We start from the raw sequence: 22,782 nt of genomic DNA on the forward strand, positions 1-22,782 counted from the left end.
CTATTTTTTAATTTAATTTTTCTTTTATCAAATACATATAAACGGGATAATGATCGCTATAACCACCCGTATATTTTCCGTAAGAGAAACTACGAAAAGGGTATCCTTTATAGCGTCCTTTTTTCTCGGTTAAAAACTGTTTATTAAAAATTGCTGCTTTAAACATTTTAAAAGAAGAATACTCTTTTTTCCCTTTATCTAACAACGATGAAGTTATTACAATTTGGTCAAACAAATTAATATTATCACGATACATTAAAGTATTAAATCCGCGACGAAACATATTTTCATACGGATTGTAAAGATCATCTTTTGTAACATCACTCTTTTTCGCTTTAGTTTTTAAAACCGTTTTAAAACTCGAATTTATAGGATCATCATTAAAATCACCAAGAACTAATATCTTCGGGTTCTGATCGTTTTCTTTAATGTTTTTAATAATCTGAGTGACTTTATAAGCTGCTTTTTCTCGTAATGGTCTACTTTTTTTCTCACCGCCTCTTCGCGATGGCCAATGATTTACGATTACATGAATTAATTCATCATCTAAATAACCAGAAACCCATAAGATATCTCGCGTATACACCTTTTTATTTTCCTTATAGATATTCGGATTAAAGACTTCGAAGTGAATTGGTTTAAAATATTTTTTTTGATATAATAAAGCGACATCAATACCTCTTTTATCAGGGGAATCGAAATGGATAATTCCGTAATCTTTGTTTTTTAATTTATCTGTACTTATTAAATCTTCTAATACTTTTTTATTCTCAACCTCAGCAACACCAATAATAGCCGGACTCGTTTTTGTTTTTTCTGAGCCTAATTGTAAAATAACATCAGATAATTTTTCTAATTTATCTTTATATACTTCTCCCCTATTTTCTTTAATTTCCATCATAGGACTAGCTTCATCATTCTTCTCAACATCGTCAACCGTATCAAAAAGGTTTTCTAGATTATAAAAACCAATCGTTCTTATTTTATATGTTTTTTGTGCAGATGAAGATGCTGTAATAAGTACTATAAATATAAGAGTTGCTACTTTTTTCATTTTACAATATTTGTTGGTAAAAGTAAAACAAATTCTATACCTAAAAATAGTATCCGAAGAAAAAAAACCTAAATATTGATTTAAAATAAAAACACTAACTTTATATAAAATGCTAAAATAAAGATAGTTAACCTATTTTTTAACTAAAATTCTATGAAAAAAATCACAATAACAATGTTGTTGGTGCTTTGTAGTTTGTTTGCTATAAATGCTCAAAACAATGTAAAAGGAACCGTAATTAATAGTAACTCAGAAGAACCCCTAAAAAATGTTTTAGTAAATGTAAAAGGTATTAATACTTATAATTCAACCAATGTTACTGGCACTTTTTTATTAAATAACCTACCTGAAGGAAAGCAAGTTGTAATTGTTTCCTTAAAAGGATTTGTAACTCAAAGTTTCCCTGTTAATCTGGCTGGATCTACCATCGATTTAGGCACTATATTAATGTATGAAGCCATTTCTGAATACCAAGACTTAAGTACTATTACGCTTACTGATGATGAACTAAATGATGAATCTAACAGTGCTGATAATATTTCTGGCTTGCTACAATCATCGAAAGACACCTATTTACGTGCTGCAGCTTTTGAATGGAGTTCCTCCTTTTACAGAATTAAAGGACTGGATTCTGATAACGGAAAAATACTAATTAACGGAATTGAAATGAACAAGCTCTACAACGGTCGTCCACAATGGAGTAATTGGGGTGGCTTAAATGATGCTTTAAGAAATCAGGAGTTTAGTAACGGTTTAGCACCTTCTAATTTTACTTTCGGAGGCGTTTTAGGGTCTACAAATATGAATACGCGTGCTTCGGAATATAGAAAAGGGGCAAGAGTATCCTATGCTTCATCTAACAGGAGTTACTCTCACCGTTTAATGGCGATGTATGCAACTGGACTCATAAAAAACGGTTGGGCGTTTACAGGTTCTGTAAGTAAAAGGTATGCCGATGAAGGTTTTACAGAAGGGGCTTCTTATAATGCATTCTCGATGTTTCTCTCTATAGAAAAACAACTTAACGAAAAACACAGCTTAAATATTACCGCTATTAAAGCTGAAAACAACAGAGGGAAATCTGCCGCTAATACGCAAGAGGTTTATGATATTAAAGGGATTAAATACAATCCTTATTGGGGATATCAAAATGGAAAAATCAGAAATTCCCGTATAAAAAGAGTCGACGAACCCATAATTATGTTAAATCATTATTGGAATATAAGTGATAAAACTACTTTAAATACAGGTATTACTTATCAGTTTGGTGAAATAGGTAATAGTAGAATTGATTTTAATGGCGGTAGTGATCCTAGCCCAACTTATTACAGAAAATTGCCTAATTTTTTTCTAAACGATTCCTACGGTCCCGATTATGAAAATGCCTATAAAGCCTTAACAAATTTTCAAAACGACGGACAATTAAATTGGCTCGATTTATATATCGCTAATGAAAATAGAGGCGACAATGGTTTGTTTGTTTTATATGAAGATCGTAATGACGATAAACAAATAAGTATGAACACTATTTTAAATTCTCAGTTAACCGAAAACATTACTTTAAGTGGTAATTTAGAGTACAAAACATTGGCTTCAGAAAATTTTGCTAGTGTAATAGATTTATTGGGCGCTACTGGCTATTTAGATATTAATAAGTTTGGTAATCCGCTTGAAGATGATTTTCAAAACGATTTATTAAATCCTAATAGCATCGCAAAAAAAGGAGATCGATTTAAATATAACTACAAATTAACATCGAGTGTTTACGGTGGTTTTGCGCAATTATTATTTAAGTACAATAAAATAGATTACCACATTAGTGCTTCTGTAAATAACACCACACACCAAAGAGAAGGCCTCTATAAAAACGGAATTTTCCCTGGTGATGATTCTAATTCTGAAATACCTAATTCTTTTGGGAAATCTAAAAAATTATCCTTTTTAGGTTATGGTGTTAAAGGAGGACTAACCTATAAAGTTACCGGTCGGCATTTAATCGATTTTAACGCAGGCTATATTAGCAAAGCGCCTTTTATTCGTAATTCTTTTGCCAACTCAAGATCTAACAACTTAACTGTTGCTGATGTAAGTAGCTTATTGAATGAAAAAATGATGTCTTTTGATGCTAGCTATATTTTAAGAACACCTTTTGTAATGGCAAAATTATCAGGGTATTTCACAAAAATACAAGATGCTACAGATATTGCTTTTTATTTTACGGGTGCAGACAACCTTTTTATCCAAGAAATTGTAACAGGAATCGCTAAAAAACACTTTGGTGCAGAATTAGGTATCGAAGCACAAGTATTATCTACATTTAAATTAAAAGCTGCAGCTAACGTCGGGCAATATACGTATGATAATAATCCTAATATATCATTGGCTTCAGAAATTAGTACCGAATCTAATAATGCTGGATTTGATGAAAGAGGAATAAAAGATTACGGCACAGCAAATCTTAAAAATTATAAAATAGCTTCAGGACCACAAACAGCCTATTCCTTTGGTTTTGAATATCGAGACCCTGATTATTGGTTTGTAAGTGTAACGGGAAATTATTTAGACAATGCTTATGTTGATCCTTCCCCTATAAAAAGAACAACTTCTTTTATTTCTGATGATGGCCAGCTTTTCCCAAATTTCGATCCCGATGTAGCGCGACAATTATTAACTCAAGAAAAATTTGATGGTTATTTCACCTTAAATGCTATTGGCGGTAAAACCTGGCGGATTGGCAAAAACAAATACATAGGCTTCTTTGCTAGTGCAAGTAATTTACTTAATAAAGAATATAAAACTGGAGGATACGAGCAAGGACGAACTGCTAATTACGGATTAGAAAGTGAAGATAACGCAAACGGAACTCCAAATTTTGGCAGTAAATATTGGTACGGTAGAGGTGCTACCTATTTCTTAAACGTTAATTATAGATTCTAAAAAACATTGAAAATGAAAAATATATTTAAATTCGGAGCAATACTATTTATCTTCTTCTCTTTTTATGCATGTGTAGAAGATGGCGATTTTACGATCCCTACATTGGGAGACGATAAAGAATATGCAACTATAAAATCGTTAACAGAAATTGCTGATTTATACCAAGGCAGCTTAGTTGATTTTGAAGAAGACATTACAACCTTCGGATATGTGGTTTCTAATGATAAAGAAGGTAATTTTTATAAAAGTATTATTATTCAGGACTCACCAGAAAATCCATCCATAGGATTTGAAGTTTTAATAGATGATTTTAACTTAAATGCAAGATATACTGTAGGTCGAAAAATTTTCATCAAATTAAAAGGCTTGTTTTTAAACAGAAAGAACGGAGCTTATCAAATCGGCGCTCAAAACACTTTTCGAAATGGCGTTACGCAAATCGGGCCAAACGATTATGTTTATTTTATTGATAGGTCTTCTGAAATTGCAACTGTTATTCCAACCGAATTAAAAACAACTCAATTAACAGACGCACATATTAATACCTTAATAAAAATTAACAACCTACAATCAGAAACACAAGGATTAACCTACGCGAATTCTTCTAATACCGATCCTGTAGATAGAATTTTTACTAGCTGTGATTCTTTCGAAACAATAATATTAACAACAAGTGGTTTTGCTGATTTTAAAGCGTTGCCTATTCCAGATAAAAAAGGAATCATAACTGCTATTTTAAATAAATTAGAAAATGATTATCAACTATTTATTAGAGGTACAAATGATGTTGATTTAACAGAAGAATATGGCTGTTATCAAAATCCAACAGAAACATCTTTAACTGATATTAAAGCGTTGTTTACTGGAAGTGAAACTACGATTACTCAAAATTCAAAAATAAAAGTAATTGTTACTTCCGATCTTTCTAAAGGAAACATTTCTAATCAAAATGTTTTTGCTCAAGACAATTCGGCTGGCATATCGTTAAACTTTAGCGATATACACAATTTAAACTTAGGGGATGAAATAGAAATTGCAGTAGGCGGATTAAAGCTAAATGAAAATAACGGATTACTACAATTAAACTTAGCTAGTTCAAATATATTAACTACTGTAAGTGGCACTTTACCTACACCTGAAATAATTAGTTTTTCTCAAGCATTATCGGGCGACTATGAAAGTAAATTGGTGCAAATTGAAGACGTTCAGTTTAAAGATATTACAAAAGTGTATGTTGGTGCCAATACGTTAACCTCGGATTGTGCGAATGAACTAAAAATACTTCCCGTTAAACCAGAAGCTATATTTTCTAACGACCAAGTAAGCGATAAAAAAGGAACAATTACAGGTGTTATGACACAAGCAAACGGAGTTTATCTATACATTAGAGGCGAGACTGATGTATACTTTACTGAAACCTACGCTTGTTCTCCTACTGGCGGAGGTGGTTCTGGCAATGATTTGTTTTTTTCTGAATATGCAGAAGGTTCTAGTAATAATAAGTACATAGAAATATATAACGGAACTGGTGTATCGGTAGATTTATCTACATATAAAATTGAATTGTATGGTAACGGTTCTGTTACAGCCACTAGAAATTTAGCTTTAAGTACACTTCCAAATACAACTTTAGCTAACGGCGAAATATTGGTCATATATAATGCTAGCGCGAATGATGTTATTAAAAATGAAGGTGATTTTGCCTCTGGTGTTATTTTTTTTAATGGTGATGATGCTATTGCACTATTAAAAAATGATATGATAATAGATGTTGTTGGTAAAATTGGTGAAGATCCCGGAGTTGGTTGGGAAGTTGCAGGTACTACTGAAGCAACTAAAGATCATACCTTAATTAGAAAATCAGCCATTATAAAAGGAAATACCGATTGGACAGTAAGCGTAGGTACAAATACTTCTAATTCGGAATGGGAAGTTAAAGACAAAGATGATTTTTCATCCTTAGGAAATCGATAAATTATTTCTTTATGAAGAACCGAGTTTTATAAGCTCGGTTTTTTTACGCATATTTATCCTATAAATAGCATATATGCCGTCAAACAGTAGAATTACTAGGGCTTTTAATCAAGCTAAAAAACTACCTTTAAATCAGGATTCTAAATATATCTTATTTTCCGATTGCCATAGAGGAGACAATAGTTTTGCTGATGATTTTTCTCACAACCGCAAGGTGTTTCATTATGCTTTGTCACAGTATTTACAAAAAGACTTTACTTATATCGAACTAGGTGATGGAGATGAATTATGGGAAAACAAATTTGTAAATATTTTTAACGCAAATAAAGACGTGTATCTTCTTTTAAAGCAATTTCATGATAAAAATCGACTACATTTAATATGGGGAAATCACGATATGGATTATCGAAACCCAAAAAAAGTATGTAAAAACTTAAATTACTATTATGATGTTACCGATGGTAAAGAAAAAGAGTTCATGATAAATATTTCTTTTTCTGAAGCGATTAAATTAGAGCAAGAAAACGGGAAATCTATTTTTCTTTTACACGGCCATCAAGCAGATTGGTTTAATTACACTTTTTGGAAATTAAGTAGGTTTTTAGTGAGAATTTTATGGCGTCCGTTACAACTAATAGGCATAGATGATCCAACAAGTCCTGCTCAAAATTTTAAAGAGTTTATAAAAGTCGAAAGCCGTCTTGAAAAGTGGATAAAAGCAAATAAAAATCAAATGATGGTTACAGGTCATACACATCGACCAAGGTTTCCTTCTGAAAACGAATTACCTCACTTTAATGATGGTAGCTGTGTGCATCCTCGCTGCATTACAGGTCTTGAAATACAAAGTAATGAAATTATTCTTATTAAATGGCACGTTGTTACAAAGGAAGATGGAACAATGCAAATTACTCGTACTATCTTAGAAGGACCAAAACCTCTGTCTTTATTTATTTAAGTTTATATAACAGTTTATTAAAACGTTCTTAATATTAAAATAAACATCAATGAATACTTTTGATAAATCTTATCATGAGAAGTAAAGCCATTAGATAACTATTAGTTTTTGTCAACTATTTTATTAGGCTAACTGCCTCTTTACGAGGCAGTTTTTCTAACTTAACATCCTATTAACAATAAATTAACATTAGTGTTGGTTATTTGCAGCGACAAAAACTAATAAATAACAACTAATGAATCTTAAAACTGCACTTACAATTGTAAGTATGTCTGTGCTATCCTATACATACGCACAACAAACAAATGCACCTAAATTCGGAAAAGGATTATTCAATCTAGTAGGGCAAGACAGCACTTGGGCTATGAATATTAGCGCAAGAATGCAGTTTTTAGGAACTCACCAATGGGATTCTAATAGTGACGGGCTTTCTAACCCAGAAACTTCATTTTTAGTACGAAGAGCTCGTTTAAAATTTAGCGGTTTTGCGTATTCTCCTAAATTAAAATACAAATTAGAACTAGGCTTAACGAATAGAGATATTGGTGGTGCTTCAGAATTTACAAACAATGCTCCTAGGTATATTTTAGATGCCGTTATAAAATGGAATTTTCACGAAAACTTCGAATTATGGGTAGGGCAAACTAAACTACCAGGAAACAGAGAACGAGTAATTTCTTCAGGTAACCTTCAATTAGTAGAGCGTTCTTTACTTAATGGACATTTTAATATTGATAGAGATATGGGCTTACAACTAAGACATCATTTTAAAATATCTGATAATTTTATAGTTAGAGAAGCTTTATCAATAGCACAAGGAGAAGGAAGAAATGTAACTACAGGAAATCTTGGTGGACATCAATATACAGCTCGTTTAGAATTTCTACCTTTTGGATATTTCAAAAATGATGGAGACTATAAAGGAAGTGATTTAGAAAAAGAACAAAAGCCAAAATTAGCAATTGGTGGTAGTTATGATTTTAATAATAATGCCGTAAAAAACAAGAGTAATTTAGGTTCTTATATGATAACTAATACTGGAAATTTTTACAAAACCGACATTTCAACAATATTTATAGATGCCATGTTTAAATACAAAGGATTTTCTTTTATGGGAGAATATGCATATAGAGATGCCAAAGATCCAATAGCAAAAAACAACGATGGTACTTTAGCTTCAGATGAAAACGGAAACTTAACAAATCAAGCAGTACAAGTAGGTAATGGCTTAAATCTTCAAACAGGTTATTTATTTTCTAAAAATTGGGAATTATCGGGTCGTTACACTAATATTAGCTTAAATAAAGACATAACTGATAAAGGAGAAGAAAATCAATATACTTTAGGATTATCAAAATATATTTCTAAACATAATTTAAAAGTACAAACCGACGTAAGCTACTCACAATCAGAAATCAATATAAACGAATTAATGTACCGTTTACAAGTAGATATTCATTTTTAAAAAAATAACGTAAACCTAACATAAACACTCAAATAGTGTTTGTAGATTTGCAAATCTTAAACAAAACTATAAAATGGGAGATCCATATATTTTAATGCTTGTTGCCTTAGCTATTTTAGCAATTGTTGATTTAGTTGTTGGTGTTAGTAATGACGCTGTTAACTTCTTAAACTCGGCTATTGGTTCTAAAGCAATTAAGGTTAGAAACATTATGATTATTGCGAGTGTAGGTGTGTTCTTTGGAGCCATTACCTCTAGTGGAATGATGGAAGTTGCGCGTAAAGGTATTTTTAATCCAAATATGTTTATGTTTCAAGACATCATGTTCATATTTATGGCAGTAATGATTACTGATATTTTATTATTAGATATCTTTAACTCATTAGGTATGCCAACCTCTACCACAGTTTCAATTGTATTTGAATTATTAGGAGCTGCTGTTTGTATCTCTTTAATTAAGATCTCTTCTAGTGATACGCAATCAATTTCAGATATTTGGAATTATATTAATCATAAAAAAGCAATTCAAATTATAAACGGAATACTACTCTCTGTAGTCGTTGCGTTCTCTGTAGGTGCACTCGTTCAGTTTGTATCTAGATTAATTTATTCTTTTAATTTCGAGAAAAGAGCTACCTATATTAACGCTTTATTTGGTGGTTTTGCTATTACAGCAATTACATATTTCATTATTATAAAAGGAATGAAAGGAACTCCTTTTTATAAAGATATTAAACACTTAATTGAAGGAAATACATTATTAATTATTGCAGGTAGTTTTGTTGCTTGGAGTTTAATTTCTCAAGTATTAATAAGTGCTTTTAAAGTAAATGTTTTAAAATTAATTATTGGGGTTGGTACATTCTCTTTAGCAATGGCCTTTTCTGGTAACGATTTAGTAAACTTTGTTGGTGTACCAATTGCTGCATGGAATTCTTACCAAGCATGGGAAGTATCAGGTGTTTCTGCCGATGCTTTTTCTATGGGTATTTTAGCTAAAAAAGTACCTTCAAATGTTTATTTATTATTATTCGCAGGTGCTATTATGGTAGTTACCTTATGGACTTCTAGTAAAGCCCAGAACGTAATTAAAACAGGTATTGATTTATCTAGACAAGGTGAAGGACATGAAAAATTTCAACCAAATCCTTTATCTAGAATCGTAGTAAGAACTGCCATGGGAATTAATGTTGGTATTCGTAAAGTTTTCCCTGCAAAAACATTGGCTTTTGTAGATGCTAAGTTTCAGAAACCTGTAATTGAATTACCAAAAGACAAAACCTATGAAATGCCTGCTTTCGATTTAGTAAGAGCAGCCGTTAACTTAATTGTTGCTGGTATCTTAATATCTATTGCAACATCTATGAAATTACCTTTATCAACAACTTATGTAACGTTTATGGTTGCTATGGGTACCTCTTTAGCAGATAGAGCTTGGGGGCGTGAAAGTGCTGTTTATAGAGTAGCTGGTGTAATTAATGTTATTGGTGGATGGTTTTTAACTGCCTTAACGGCATTTTTAGCTTCTGCAGTAGTAGCTTACTTAATTAGCTTTAACATGGTTATGATTCCTGTTTTATTATTAGTGGTTGCACTTTTAATAGGAAGAAATACATTAATCCATAGAAAAAAATCAAAAGAAGTTAAAAAACAAATGCATTTCGAAAGAGCTGAATTAATTACGATTAATGGAGTAATTGAAGAAAGTGCAGATCATATTGCAGAAGTTGCAACGCGTGTAAATAAATTATACACAAGTGTTGTTAACGATTTAGCTAATCATGATTTAAATAAATTACGTAAAACAGATAAACACGTAGGAAAGTTAAATGATGAAATTGACGGCTTAAAAGATGGTGTTTTCTACTTTATTAAATCTTTAGATGATACTTCGGTACAAGCAAGTAGATTTTATATTTTAGTTTTAGGATACTTACAAGATGTAGCACAATCTATTAGTTATATATCTAGAGCAAGTTTTAAGCACGTAAATAACAATCATAAGAATTTAAAGAAAGGTCAGTTAAAAGATTTAAAACATATTGACAACACACTTTCTAAATTGTTAGATGATATTAGTAGTACTTTCGAAAACAGAAGTTTTGATAATTTAACGCCTATTATTAACGAAAAGAAAGAGTTATTAAAAGATGTTGCTGCTTCTATCGAGAAACAAGTTGCTCGTATTAGAACAGATGAAACAAGTCCTAAAAACACTACCTTATACTTTAGTATATTAATTGAAACACAAGACTTAGTTTCGGCTCTTATGAGTTTACTAGAAACTTATGAAGAGTTTCATATAAGTAGTAAAAATGCGTAACATTACTTAACAAAACAAAACCCCAAGTGAAATTCACTTGGGGTTTTTTATTTATAATAATTAATTTACTTTTTCATTGGGCGCATTAATCCTTCTTGTGCTACTGAAGCTATTAACTTACCTTCTCTCGTATAAATATTACCACAAGCAAAGCCACGTGCACCAAATGTATTCGGACTCTCTATAGAGAACAACATCCAATCGTTAAAATCAAAATCTCGGTAAAACCACATTGAGTGATCTAAGCTAGCCATTTGAGTATTGCTAAAATTAGCAACGCTCGCATTTGGATTTAAACAGGCTGTTAAAATATTGTAATCAGATATATACGTAAGAATTTGCTGTTTTAACGCTAAAGATAAATCAACAGGATCACCTTTTAGTCGAAACCATACATCTACAAACGGTTGTACATCCTTTTTTTCTAAAGGGTTTACAATTTCAACAGGTTTAAACTCTATTGGTCGCTCCACACTTAAAAAAGCTTTTAACTTTTTAGGTAAAAAATCGCCAAACTGAACTAACATATCCGTCCAACTAAATAACTCTTCTGGTTGTTTTATATGCTTTTTAATAGGTATTTGATGCTCATGCCCTTCCTCTTCCTTATGAAAAGAACACGATAAAATAAAAATATTTTTATCATTTTGATGCGCCGTTACTCTACGCGTAGAAAAACTACCTCCGTCACGAATAACCTGTACATTATAGGTTATGGGCAAATCTAAATCTCCTGCTTCTAAAAAATAAGAATGTAGCGAATGTAAAATTCTATTGTTTGATATAGTTCTATAAGCTGCATTTAAGGATTGCGCTAAAACTTGACCTCCAAATACATTCGGACTTCCAATATCTTTACTAACGCCGTTAAAGTTATTATTACCTAAATCTTCTAAGGTTAGTATATTTAATAATTCTTGAGTGTTTTTCATTATTACAAATTAACTTATGCTATTAATTTTTTATTTTTAAACGGATGTTTTTGTTTAAACTCTGATGGTTGAATTCGCTTTAAAAACAAACTTAAAATACGGTTTGGTATTGTCTTCTTATGACGCAAATAAATAGTTAAACTTTCTGGAATGGCACCAACCGAACTTTTTATTTCACTTGCTGTTCTTCCAAAGTTTATTGTTTTTACTTTCTTTTGTATCCCTAAAGCTATATAATCATATAACATACGCTGATATATTGCGTAATCTCTATTGTGTACATAATCTATACCTACAAAATGAGCATCTAACGATTCTTGATTAAAAATACCTGATAAAAAACCTACCAACTTATCTTCTAACCAATATGCTTTTAAAAAATAAGCATCCCCTAAGTTATCTTTCAACGATTTATAGGTTTGTAAATTAAAATCCCCTAAATTAAAACTCGATTTTGCTGATACAGTTTTGTAAAGAACTGTCATTTCTGGCAATAAATCTTTAAGTCTACTCGCTGTAATATTCTCTACCTGTAAGACTGCACTAAGCTTTAGAGCTTTTCTTGCTTTTACTCTAAACTTTGTTTTTAAAGCAGCTAAATAATCATCTAAACTATACCAATCACTCTCTAAATGTAACACCATATTAGGTTCTACATTAAATGAATTATAACCTTCTTCATAAAGTTTATTGGTTATGAATAATGATTCATTTTCAAAATCTTTTAACATAAATGCATCTACATCATTTATCGAATTCGATAAATCCACTACAGCTTTAGCAATTCTAGCTAAAATTAACTTCTTATTTTGATTTTTACTGATAAAAATTCCATGTTCGCCACTAACAAAAGTGTTTCCACAAGTAAGTACTTTAAACACTTTTTCTGGTGTTATAACTCGTAGTTTTCTTCCCAAACACTTTACCCATTCTACAACAGATTGCATTTCATTCTGAACACTATCTAAATAAAAATCGACTATTTGAATTGTTGCCAAAGCAACTGCTTCATCCTTCTCATTAAACAAAACGATATAAGAAAATTGTATCTTCGGATTATTTTGCTGCAGTGCTTCTAAATACTGCGGATGGAAATACAAATTATGTGTACAATTTAACTGTTGCCAAACATCATTTGATATTTCACTAACCGTATTAAAATATGTAAACTTTAAAGTATGTTTATTGCAAGATGAAAAAACCAAATTCCCTTTTATTTTGGGTCTAAATTACTAAAAGTTTATGTAAACCTAATTATACAACTCCGTTATTCCAAACTGGCACTTTTAATATTTTACTTATTTTCATCATATCACTTAAAATATACATCTTATCTCCATGGTTTAGTAAATTGAATCGATCTCCTTTATTTGTTATCAAATTTAACTCATATGAAAAATATCCGCTTGAAGAACTGCCTCCCGACGAAAACTTTTCTAATACCTGCAAAGCATATACTTGCTGATATTGCAAAGTTTCACCGCCAATAATAATTTTTCTTTTTCGAACATGTATAAATACTTTAGGAGAAAACACAAATAATAAAACCAATCCTATTAATAAAAAAGGTCCTCCAGAAGTAAAAAACAACTTTCCTCCTTTCATAAAAGTAAGTGGAATATCATAAACTTGATAGTATTCGTAAAATGAAATTACTACATAATTTAAGCCCATTAAGAAAAAACTCCAAGCAAATACTTTGGTTAACGAGCTAGACGTTATTTTGTAACCTTGTGCTGTTTTTTTTAAAACTTCGCTTGCAAAATTACTCGCAGAATTCTCTAGAGCTCCCCAAGATATTTTTTGCCCAATTACATCAGTTGTTGGATCTTCAAAAACAAAATCTACTTGTTTATTTTTTGGTGAAATTTTCTTTTTATTAGATATATAATTTGTTGCAACCATACCAACACCCATAAATACTAAAACAACAAGCATTCCACCTGTTTTATAGAACATAAATTTCTCACCACCATAAACCTTTGTATGAATTGGCACTGTGATTTCTAATTTTTGAAGTAAATGTTTCCCTTTTGAGCTTAGTTTTTCTGATTGCTTTAAAGAATCTAAAGTATGAATATCTTTTTGAAGTGTAATCTGGTGATTATTATATCGCTCATAGTTTTTTTCAATTTCTGGTATTACCACAAAAAACACAACACCGAAAGGAATTAATAAAAAAAGCCAGAAGCTTTTAAAAGGTAATTTTTTCATATTCTTTTTATTACAAATTTGCGTTTTTTTTTGATTTTTAACCAAAAAAACACCCTTATTTATTTACAATAAACAAGGGTGTTAATTATATAATTGATAAAAAACTATCCTACAATATTAATAATTTTTCCTGGTACAATAATTACCTTTTTAGGCTCTTGCCCTTTTAATTGTGCAATTGTACGTTCATCTGCCATTACTATTTTTTCGATTTCATCTTTACTTAAATCTAAAGACAACTCTAGCGTAAAACGCATTTTTCCGTTAAAAGAAACTGGGTACGTTTTAGAACTTTCTACTAAATGAGAAGCTTCAAACTTAGGGAAATCAATAGTTGCTATTGAACCTTCATGTCCTAACTGACTCCATAACTCTTCTGCGATATGCGGTGCATACGGTGAAATTAATGCTAATAAAGGCTCTAAAATTGCACGTTTATTACACTTTAAAGCAGTTAATTCATTTACTGCAATCATAAAGGTAGAAACCGATGTGTTAAATGAGAAATTCTCAATATCTTCTTCTACTTTTTTAATGGTTTTATGTAAAACTTTTAACTCCTCTTTCGTTGGTTCAGCATCAGTAACAAGTACACCTTCTTGGCCAACATATAACTTCCATAATTTCTTTAAGAAAGAATATACTCCTGAAATACCTGAAGTTTTCCATGGTTTTGTTTGTTCTAAAGGCCCTAAAAACATTTCGAATAAACGCAATGCATCTGCACCAAATTCTTCACAAATTAAATCTGGATTAACAACATTGTATTTAGATTTAGACATTTTCTCAACCTCTCTATGACACACAAATTGTTTGTCTCTTCCAAAAACAAATTCTGCTGTTTCAAATTCGCTTCTCCAAGCTTTTAACTTCTCAATATTTACATTTACATCTCCTTCAAGCGTGCTTACATCAATATGAATAGGTCGGTATGTTAACGATTTTTCAGCTTCAGCAGTTAAACCTGCTTCTTTTAGTTTTTTATCTAAACGAGTCCATAATTTATCATCTGCTGCAATTTCTTGTATTTGATTTTCTCCTTGGAAATAATCAGATGAAATATATAAGTTATTCTTTTTTCCGTCAAACAATGCTTCATAAACAAGTGCTGATGTTCCTAAAATCATTCCTTGGTTGATTAGTTTTTTTGCAAACTCATCAACAGGAACAATTCCTTTATCAAACAAGAATTTTTGCCAAAAACGAGCATATAATAAGTGCCCTGTTGCATGCTCAGAACCACCAATATATAAATCTACTTGTTTCCAATAATCAGCAGCTTCTTTGCTTACAAATTCACCGTCGTTAGTAGCATCCATATAACGGTTAAAATACCATGAGCTACCTGCCCAACCTGGCATTGTATTTAGCTCTAACGGATATACTGTTTTATTTTTTAACTTATCATTCGATACAACTTTCTTTGCGCGAGAATCCCAAGCCCATTCTGTAGCGTTTCCTAAAGGCGGTTTCCCATCTTCTGTAGGTAAATATTTTTCTACTTCTGGTAAAACGATTGGTAAGTGTTTAGCATCAATCATTTGAGGCATTCCGTCTTTATAGTACACCGGAAAAGGTTCTCCCCAATAACGCTGACGGCTAAATACAGCATCGCGTAAACGGTAGTTTATTTTACCAAAACCAAAACCTTTTTGTTCCATTTCATAAATGGCTAATTTCATCGCTTTTTTGTACGATAAACCATTTAAGAAATCAGAATTTGCAATTTTAGTTCCTTCTTTATCTGCATGTGCAGCTTCAGAAATATCTACATTCTCAAAAACATTAGGAATCTCTAATTCGAATTTCTTTGCGAAATCATAATCACGCTGATCTCCACAAGGAACCGCCATAACAGCACCTGTACCGTAGTTTGCTAACACGTAATCTCCAATCCAAATAGGCACTTGTTTTCCCGTAAACGGATGTAAAGCATACGCACCTGTAAAAACTCCTGAAATTGTTTTTACATCTGCCATTCGTTCTCTTTCAGAACGCTTTGCTGTTGCTTTAATATAATCGTAAACGGCTTTTTGTTGCCCTTCGCTTGTAATTTTAGCTACTAATTCGTGCTCTGGAGCTAAGGTCATAAATGAGACTCCGTAAATAGTATCAGGTCTCGTTGTAAAAACATCGATTTTATAATCGTTTGCTATTGCTGTTTCTACTACCTCAACAGTTGTTTTTTCTATAGGTTTTGCAAACTGAATCGTGTTATTAATTTTAGATACCGCACCTAAAACATTTTCTAACACCTCATCATTTGTAAAACGCACTACATGAAATCCTTCACTTGTAAAATAAGCATCTCTTTTTGCTTCGTCTTCTTTACCAGAAAACTCCACAATTATATTTTTTGCTAAGCATACATAATCTACTAAAAATGTACCAATGGTATATTTTTTTCTGAATTTTGCAGCTCCTTTTTTATTTTTTAATTCATTCCAAAGTACTTCCTCAGCCTTCGAAAGGTTTAAACGCATTTCTTTTAACGCCTCTAGCTCTTTATAAGATAAACGTACGCCAGCTTCTGGAGCTTCTAAAGCATCTACCTTAAAAGTTACCATAGCTCCTTGCGAACGACCAATCCAATTTGTTTGGCTATCTTTTAAAGGTTGCGGCCAATCAATTGTTTCTAATCCGTCTAACAAACGTTGTGCATATGCAGAAATTCGCATAGACCATTGGGTCATTTTCTTACGCTCTACAGGGTGACCACCGCGTTCTGAAACTCCATTTATTATCTCGTCGTTTGCTAATACCGTTCCTAATTCAGGACACCAGTTTACTTCGGTATCCGACAAATAGGTTAAACGATATTGTAACAAAATTGCTTCTTGTTCTGTTGTTGAAAAGGCTTTCCATTCATCTGCAGAAAAAATAGTAATATCTTCTTCTGAAACAGCATTTACAGTTGCATTTCCTGATTTTTTAAATACCGAAATTAATGTTTTAACATCTTCTGCTTTATCAGAATCTTTGTTGTACCAAGAGTTAAAAAGCTGAATAAAAATCCACTGTGTCCACTTATAATATTCTGGATTAGAAGTACGTACTTCACGAGACCAATCGAAAGAAAAACCAATAGTATCTAACTGTTTTCTATATGTTGTAATATTTTCTTCAGTAGTTTTTGCAGGATGTTGCCCTGTTTGAATTGCATATTGTTCTGCTGGTAAACCAAAAGAATCATACCCTTGTGGATGCAATACATTAAATCCTTTATGACGCTTGTAACGTGCATAAATATCTGATGCAATATATCCTAAAGGATGCCCAACATGTAAACCTGCTCCTGACGGATAAGGGAACATATCTAAGACATAGTATTTAGGTTTCTCCGATTCATTACTGGCTTTAAATGTTTGGTTGTCTGCCCAAAATTGTTGCCATTTCTTTTCTATCTCTTGATGATTATATTGCATTTTGTCTCTTTTTAAGAAGTTGCAAATTTACGGTTATTTTAAATACTATTTTTATTTCTTTTTATCTATAAAAATGGAGTTTATTAAAAACAAAATAGGCTTAGAAATCATATGATTTCTAAGCCTATTTATGAGAAATATTTTTATTTATTTTAAACAATCCTTATAATTAGAATTTCTTTTATATAAGGTATCAGCTAATTTATCATCTTTAAAGAATTTAATAATATTATAATCACATGAAAACTCTACATTATAAGTGTAAACATTCCCAAAATAAAAATCCATGGTTAACAAATTTTCTTCAGCCATATAATTCGCAGAAGATGTTGTGCTTCCTTCATGCCAAACACCTTCACTTTTGTAGGAATTAAATCGTTTCCCTTTAGAAAACGTATACATTACATTTGGCTCATTATCTCCATTTTCACTGAGCCATTCGCCACTTTCTAAGAATTCTATTTTTTCTTGAATCGATAATTCATCTGGCATATTTTCTGAAGAGTCATTGCAACTCACCAATAAACCGATTACCATTAAAACTACAATAAAAATGTTTAATTTACTTTTCATAGAATTTATATTTAAACTTAATTATAAACTTAATGAATTTCAATAGATTACACAAAAATATTAATTTTTAAAAGAATTATCCTTTAACTGGTACAGACACAATTATGTCTCCCCAACCTATAAACATTGTAGCGTCATTATCTTTACCATCAAAAGCAATTGAAAAAGCTTCAATCGACTTTTCTGATTTAGATTTTGATGCCATTACGCGAACCACATCTTCACCTTCGTTATAAAAGTAAGAACCCCATACATTTTTAGCTGTGCTTAAAATAACTGTCCACTCTTTATCTCCTGGCATTGTAAATAATGTATAAGTTCCTGCTTTTACATCTTTTCCTCCAAATTTTACATCTTTATAAAACGTAATTTCTGGCGCTTCATTTGCACCTGTTCTCCACACTTTTCCTGCAGGAGCTAACTTAGCCACATTTCTTCCTTTTAATTGTGGACGACTGTATGTTATTTTCACTAATTTATCTGATACTCTATAGCTACTTGGGTATGATGCAGCATCCATAGGACTTTTATCTAACCCTTTAAATTCTTGCGCCATTGCTTCTGTAGAGAATAATACAGCGACCATTAACATTGCTAATACTAAAATTCTTTTTTTCATTTTTTACTTAATTTTAAGTTAGTTTACCTTTTATTAGTCATCAAAACTACAAATCCTTACATAAAGTTACTATTAATAATAGTACATAAATTCTAAAACACCAAAGGTATTCGTAGTTACCGTATCTAAAATTACATTGAATACTGTAAACCTAAAGTGATTGTTTGTTTTTGCTCTAACTGAATTCCGTTTAAATCTTGATAAATTGGCAATGCATATTCAGCACCAAAACGAACATTTTTTAAAGATCCTTTAAAAGCATAAATATTAAAACCTAATCCTGTATTTATATAATTACCCCCTGAATTTTCAGTATTTGCTGTAGTAACCATCATAGGTGTTAAATTTGGATTCTCACCATTTGTTTTAGCTACAGATAAGATTTCCATTCGTGCCGAAATACTTAACCAATCTGACGTTTTTACTGCAAACCAAGAATTTAAACTGTAACGGTTTCCTAAAGAATAATCGTATTCATTGCTGCCAAAACGATACGTAGCTTTTAATTGAGAACCCCAAGAAACATGATTAGTTTGACCTAAATATGTCAACCCTAAATCCATATCATAAGTTCCGCTACCAACTTGCATTGGATAAGGTAATAATATTTCATTTGGAGAAGACATTGGTGTTTGATCTGTAGCCTCTAAACTTCCTGTAGGAATAAATATATTTACCAAACCATGTAAAGATTGACGGTTCTTGTTAATGAATTTATATAAGACTCCTAATTTTACATCTCCAAAACCAGATGATGCTGTTGAAAATTTAGTTTTCATTCCCATCATTCTCATCTGTAAATCCATATCATTAGTAATATAGTTTGCCATGGCCATTAAAGTTATTTTATCCGTTGGCGCATACATAATACCTAACATATGCATGTTCATTGGCATACTTAAAGGTGTTACCATATAACCAGCATCATGAGCTGCATCATTAGTAATAGTAGTACCATTTTGCTCTAATCCTTTCATGTACATATTCATGTATCGGTAAGAAAACATTAAATCTCCTTTCTTATGATAATGATCTCCCATTACACTAATTGGGGCATGCCCATCTGGTCTACTAGATTTCCACTCGTTATTTTGTGATGTTATTTTTTGTGCGTTTACTACTTGAAATAAGAACATAAAAATTCCTATAAAGATGATTTTTGATAATTTCATCAGTTTATTTTTTTTAAAATTTTACACTATTGTTTTATACAGTTTAGTTTTAAACTGTATTCTTAATTATCTGTATGTAAAATTTAAAAAATTGGTGGATGAAAAATAGCTAATGAAAATAGGAAAGAATAATTTTTTGTATAAAAATATGTTTTTTTTACATATTTATTATAGCTGTTTTTTGCGTTTACAGAAAGTAACTCTACAAAACCAATTGGATAATCTTTTATAACAATACTTAATGATTTAAAATCATCTTCTTGTTGCTGTTCTATCTTTTGCATTAATTGACATTTACCATTACATTGAAGCGCTGGTTTGTCTTTATTAATACATAATACTTTTGATATATAATCATAATTTACGGCATACTCAACAAACGGTGCAATTGGCCTAAGCATAGCAACCATGTAAAGTAAAATAAAAAAATAAACGCTTATTTTTTGCAGCAAAACTTATTCTTAAAATAGATGAGACAAAGATAGCTTAACTATCTTTTTTAAAGAAAAAAATCACAGTAAATATTATTTTAATTTATTCTAAATAAAGTATTATATTTGCATCGAATTACACAAGTTATGATCATATTTTATACTGAAAATAAAAAGGCGATTCCTGTTGTTTCAATGCAACAAGAAGCTGTATGCTCTTCTGTTTGCACATCAAATTGTATAAAACCTAAAAATAAGTGTTGTAATAAATACCAAAAAAAAGGCATCAACTGTAAGCGATGCCCTTTAACTTTTAATATTAAAATAGCTTCTTAATTACGCTACTTTTAATAAGAAATAACTCTTTTTTCCGCGTTGTAATAACACATATTTATCAGCTATTAAATCTTTTACTGTAATTGTAAAATCTTCTTTTACTTTCTCTTTATTTACCGAAACAGCATTTTCTTTTAACGCTCTTTTTGCATCTCCGTTAGATTTTAAAAAGCTAGTTTTTCCTGACAATGCATCAATCATTGATAGACCTTCTGAGATATCTTTTTTAGAAACTTCCGCTTGCGGCACACCATCAAAAACGTCTAAAAATGTTTGCTCATCTAAACCTTTTAAATCTTCTGAGGTAGATTTTCCGAATAAAATATTAGATGCTGCAATTGCTTTTTCTAATTCATCTTTAGAGTGAACGAATGTTGTAACCTCTTCCGCTAATTTTCTTTGAAGTGCTCTTTCGTGAGGAACTTCTTTATGAGTTGCAATTAATTCCTTAACACTTACTTCATCTAAAAATGTAAATATTTTAATATATTTTTCTGCATCTTCATCCGAAGTATTTAACCAAAATTGGTAGAATTTATATACTGATGTTTTAGCTGCATCTAACCATATATTTCCTCCTTCTGATTTTCCAAACTTAGATCCGTCTGCTTTTGTAATTAACGGACAAGTCATTGCATACGCCTTTGCTTCTTCGCCTACATTCATTCTACGCACTAACTCTGTACCTGTAGTTATGTTACCCCATTGATCTGAACCACCCATTTGTAATAAACAGTTGTGATTTTTATACAAATGGTAAAAATCGTATCCTTGAATTAATTGATAAGTAAATTCTGTAAAACTCATTCCGCTATTAGAATCTCCAGAAATACGTTTCTTTACAGAGTCTTTAGCCATCATATAATTTACCGTAATACGTTTACCAACGTCTCTTGCAAATTCTATGAATGAAAAATCTTTCATCCAATCGTAATTATTTACCAACAAAGGAGCATTTGTTTTATCGCTCTCAAAATTTAAAAAACGCGCTAAAGTTCTTTTAATTCCGTCTACATTTTTAGCTAACGCCTCTTCATTTAATAAATTACGCTCGTCTGATTTTCCTGACGGATCACCAATCATTCCTGTAGCTCCTCCTACTAAAGCAACTGGCTTATGCCCTGCTTTTTCAAGATGTACAAGTAATATAATAGGTACTAAACTACCAATGTGTAATGAATCAGAGGTTGGATCAAAACCAATATATGCCGCCGTCATTTCTTTTTGCAATTGCTCTTCTGTTCCTGGCATCATGTCGTGAATCATTCCACGCCAACGTAATTCTTCTACTAAATTTTTGGTCATTTTTATGAGTTTTAAAGAGACAAAGATACATTTATCGTTCAAAAAATTCTATTTTCGTTATATGATTTTAGTTACAGGAGGAACAGGATTGGTAGGATCACATTTATTATATCATTTAACGCAAGAAAATGATACAATACGTGCTATTTATAGAACGGAAAAAAAGAAAGAACACGTCAAAAAAATATTTTCTTATTATACAGATAACATAGAGAAACTGTTTACTAAAATTGAATGGGTTAAGGCTGATATTACCGAAGTACCTTCTCTAATTCCCGTTTTTAAAAACATAACGACCGTTTATCATTGTGCTGCATTGGTTTCTTTTAATCCGAAAGATTATAGACAAATGCGTCAAGTAAATATTGAAGGTACTGCCAATATGATTAATCTTTCTATTGATGGCAATGTTGATGAATTCTGTTTCGTGAGTTCGATTGCTGCCGTTGGAAGCTCTATTAATGAAAAAATAATTGACGAAGAAAATGAATGGTCTGACGAAGACAATAATAGTGGTTATTCTATTACAAAATATGGTGCCGAAATGGAAGTTTGGCGAGGTAGCCAAGAAGGATTAAATGTTGTTATTATAAATCCGGGAATAATATTAGGAAGTGGCTTTTGGAATGAAGGATCTGGTAAGTTATTTACAAAAATAAATAACGGTTTAAAATTTTACACTGAAGGAATTACTGGTTTCGTTGGTGTAAAAGATGTTGTAAAAGCAATGACTTCCTTAATCAACTCTGATGTTAAAAATGAACGCTTTATTTTAGTTTCAGAGAATAAGTCGTTTAAAGATATTTTAGTCGCTATAGCTGATGGATTGCACAAAAAAAGACCCTATATAAAAATTGGAGAAATTACAACTGGTATATTATGGAGAATTGATTGGTTATTAACTTTACTTACTAGAAAAGAAGCTTTATTGACTAAGAACTCAGCAAAATCTTCACACACTAAATCATTTTATTCTTCAAAAAAGATAGAAAAAGAAACAGGTTTCGAATTCGAATTAATTGACAATGTAATTAATAGTGTCTGTGAAAAATTTAACGCTTAAA

The 22,782-nt window shown here is 31.1% G+C and carries 16 protein-coding genes; 6 read left to right on the plus strand and 10 right to left on the minus strand.

Features of this window, described 5'->3' with window-relative positions:
- Window positions 1-7: 7 nt before the first annotated feature.
- Complete coding sequence (locus RRF68_RS08275) at window positions 8-1,054, minus strand: endonuclease/exonuclease/phosphatase family protein (RefSeq protein WP_315944049.1); 1,047 nt, start codon at window positions 1,052-1,054, stop codon at window positions 8-10.
- A gap of 153 nt (window positions 1,055-1,207) precedes the next feature.
- Here RRF68_RS08275 and RRF68_RS08280 point away from each other — a divergent pair, with 153 nt between their 5' ends.
- From RRF68_RS08280 to RRF68_RS08300, 5 genes are all read left to right on the plus strand, one after another.
- Entirely contained in the window at window positions 1,208-3,991 is a 2,784-nt protein-coding gene (locus RRF68_RS08280; RefSeq protein ID WP_315944050.1) for a TonB-dependent receptor, read from the plus strand.
- Between the two features lie 12 nt (window positions 3,992-4,003).
- Complete coding sequence (locus RRF68_RS08285) at window positions 4,004-5,965, plus strand: DUF5689 domain-containing protein (RefSeq protein ID WP_315944051.1); 1,962 nt, start codon at window positions 4,004-4,006, stop codon at window positions 5,963-5,965.
- Window positions 5,966-6,038: 73 nt separating this feature from the next.
- The gene (locus RRF68_RS08290; RefSeq protein WP_315944052.1) at window positions 6,039-6,923 is read left to right on the plus strand and encodes a metallophosphoesterase; all 885 of its coding nucleotides are present in this window, start codon (window positions 6,039-6,041) and stop codon (window positions 6,921-6,923) included.
- 235 nt (window positions 6,924-7,158) lie between these two features.
- The gene (locus RRF68_RS08295; protein ID WP_315944053.1) at window positions 7,159-8,388 is read left to right on the plus strand and encodes a porin; all 1,230 of its coding nucleotides are present in this window, start codon (window positions 7,159-7,161) and stop codon (window positions 8,386-8,388) included.
- A 73-nt stretch (window positions 8,389-8,461) separates the two neighbouring features.
- Window positions 8,462-10,711, plus strand: a complete 2,250-nt coding sequence (locus tag RRF68_RS08300; protein ID WP_315944054.1) for an inorganic phosphate transporter — start codon at window positions 8,462-8,464, stop codon at window positions 10,709-10,711.
- A 65-nt stretch (window positions 10,712-10,776) separates the two neighbouring features.
- On the opposite strand, the gene RRF68_RS08305 is transcribed toward RRF68_RS08300, so the two are convergent.
- The 9 genes from RRF68_RS08305 to tyrS all read right to left on the minus strand — a co-directional run bounded on the left by RRF68_RS08305 (window position 10,777) and on the right by tyrS (window position 21,718).
- Window positions 10,777-11,643, minus strand: coding sequence for an acyl-CoA thioesterase II (locus RRF68_RS08305; protein WP_315944055.1), 867 nt, complete (start codon window positions 11,641-11,643; stop codon window positions 10,777-10,779).
- 14 nt (window positions 11,644-11,657) lie between these two features.
- On the minus strand, window positions 11,658-12,848 hold the full coding sequence (locus tag RRF68_RS08310) for a GNAT family N-acetyltransferase (protein WP_315944056.1): 1,191 nt from the start codon (window positions 12,846-12,848) through the stop codon (window positions 11,658-11,660).
- Window positions 12,849-12,897: 49 nt separating this feature from the next.
- Window positions 12,898-13,857: a hypothetical protein gene (locus RRF68_RS08315; protein WP_315944057.1), complete on the minus strand. Its 960-nt coding sequence runs from the start codon at window positions 13,855-13,857 to the stop codon at window positions 12,898-12,900.
- A 104-nt stretch (window positions 13,858-13,961) separates the two neighbouring features.
- A complete protein-coding gene (locus RRF68_RS08320; RefSeq protein WP_315944058.1) occupies window positions 13,962-17,282 on the minus strand; it encodes a leucine--tRNA ligase in 3,321 nt (1,106 codons plus the stop codon).
- A gap of 147 nt (window positions 17,283-17,429) precedes the next feature.
- Entirely contained in the window at window positions 17,430-17,855 is a 426-nt protein-coding gene (locus RRF68_RS08325) for a hypothetical protein (protein WP_315944059.1), read from the minus strand.
- A gap of 76 nt (window positions 17,856-17,931) precedes the next feature.
- A complete protein-coding gene (locus tag RRF68_RS08330) occupies window positions 17,932-18,474 on the minus strand; it encodes a DUF2911 domain-containing protein (RefSeq protein ID WP_275315014.1) in 543 nt (180 codons plus the stop codon).
- Between the two features lie 131 nt (window positions 18,475-18,605).
- Window positions 18,606-19,646, minus strand: coding sequence for a transporter (locus tag RRF68_RS08335; protein WP_315944060.1), 1,041 nt, complete (start codon window positions 19,644-19,646; stop codon window positions 18,606-18,608).
- 83 nt (window positions 19,647-19,729) lie between these two features.
- A complete protein-coding gene (locus RRF68_RS08340) occupies window positions 19,730-20,047 on the minus strand; it encodes a hypothetical protein (protein ID WP_315944061.1) in 318 nt (105 codons plus the stop codon).
- Between the two features lie 366 nt (window positions 20,048-20,413).
- Window positions 20,414-21,718, minus strand: a complete 1,305-nt coding sequence (tyrS, locus tag RRF68_RS08345) for a tyrosine--tRNA ligase (RefSeq protein WP_315944062.1) — start codon at window positions 21,716-21,718, stop codon at window positions 20,414-20,416.
- A gap of 61 nt (window positions 21,719-21,779) precedes the next feature.
- Here tyrS and RRF68_RS08350 point away from each other — a divergent pair, with 61 nt between their 5' ends.
- On the plus strand, window positions 21,780-22,781 hold the full coding sequence (locus RRF68_RS08350) for an SDR family oxidoreductase (protein ID WP_315944063.1): 1,002 nt from the start codon (window positions 21,780-21,782) through the stop codon (window positions 22,779-22,781).
- Window position 22,782: the final 1 nt, after the last annotated feature.

It is taken from the genome of Tenacibaculum sp. HL-MS23 (genome assembly GCF_032463465.1).
Lineage (GTDB): Bacteria > Bacteroidota > Bacteroidia > Flavobacteriales > Flavobacteriaceae > Polaribacter > Polaribacter bernardetii.

Coding starts and splice junctions, on each gene's coding strand:
- RRF68_RS08275 (WP_315944049.1), bottom strand. CDS start 1,054: ATGAAAAAAGTAGCAACTCTTATATTTATAGTACTTATTACAGCATCT.
- RRF68_RS08295 (WP_315944053.1), top strand. CDS start 7,159: ATGAATCTTAAAACTGCACTTACAATTGTAAGTATGTCTGTGCTATCC.
- RRF68_RS08340 (WP_315944061.1), bottom strand. CDS start 20,047: ATGCTTAGGCCAATTGCACCGTTTGTTGAGTATGCCGTAAATTATGAT.
- RRF68_RS08285 (WP_315944051.1), top strand. CDS start 4,004: ATGAAAAATATATTTAAATTCGGAGCAATACTATTTATCTTCTTCTCT.
- RRF68_RS08335 (WP_315944060.1), bottom strand. CDS start 19,646: ATGAAATTATCAAAAATCATCTTTATAGGAATTTTTATGTTCTTATTT.
- RRF68_RS08350 (WP_315944063.1), top strand. CDS start 21,780: ATGATTTTAGTTACAGGAGGAACAGGATTGGTAGGATCACATTTATTA.
- RRF68_RS08280 (WP_315944050.1), top strand. CDS start 1,208: ATGAAAAAAATCACAATAACAATGTTGTTGGTGCTTTGTAGTTTGTTT.
- RRF68_RS08290 (WP_315944052.1), top strand. CDS start 6,039: ATGCCGTCAAACAGTAGAATTACTAGGGCTTTTAATCAAGCTAAAAAA.
- RRF68_RS08305 (WP_315944055.1), bottom strand. CDS start 11,643: ATGAAAAACACTCAAGAATTATTAAATATACTAACCTTAGAAGATTTA.
- tyrS (WP_315944062.1), bottom strand. CDS start 21,718: ATGACCAAAAATTTAGTAGAAGAATTACGTTGGCGTGGAATGATTCAC.
- RRF68_RS08300 (WP_315944054.1), top strand. CDS start 8,462: ATGGGAGATCCATATATTTTAATGCTTGTTGCCTTAGCTATTTTAGCA.
- RRF68_RS08315 (WP_315944057.1), bottom strand. CDS start 13,857: ATGAAAAAATTACCTTTTAAAAGCTTCTGGCTTTTTTTATTAATTCCT.
- RRF68_RS08320 (WP_315944058.1), bottom strand. CDS start 17,282: ATGCAATATAATCATCAAGAGATAGAAAAGAAATGGCAACAATTTTGG.
- RRF68_RS08330 (WP_275315014.1), bottom strand. CDS start 18,474: ATGAAAAAAAGAATTTTAGTATTAGCAATGTTAATGGTCGCTGTATTA.
- RRF68_RS08325 (WP_315944059.1), bottom strand. CDS start 17,855: ATGAAAAGTAAATTAAACATTTTTATTGTAGTTTTAATGGTAATCGGT.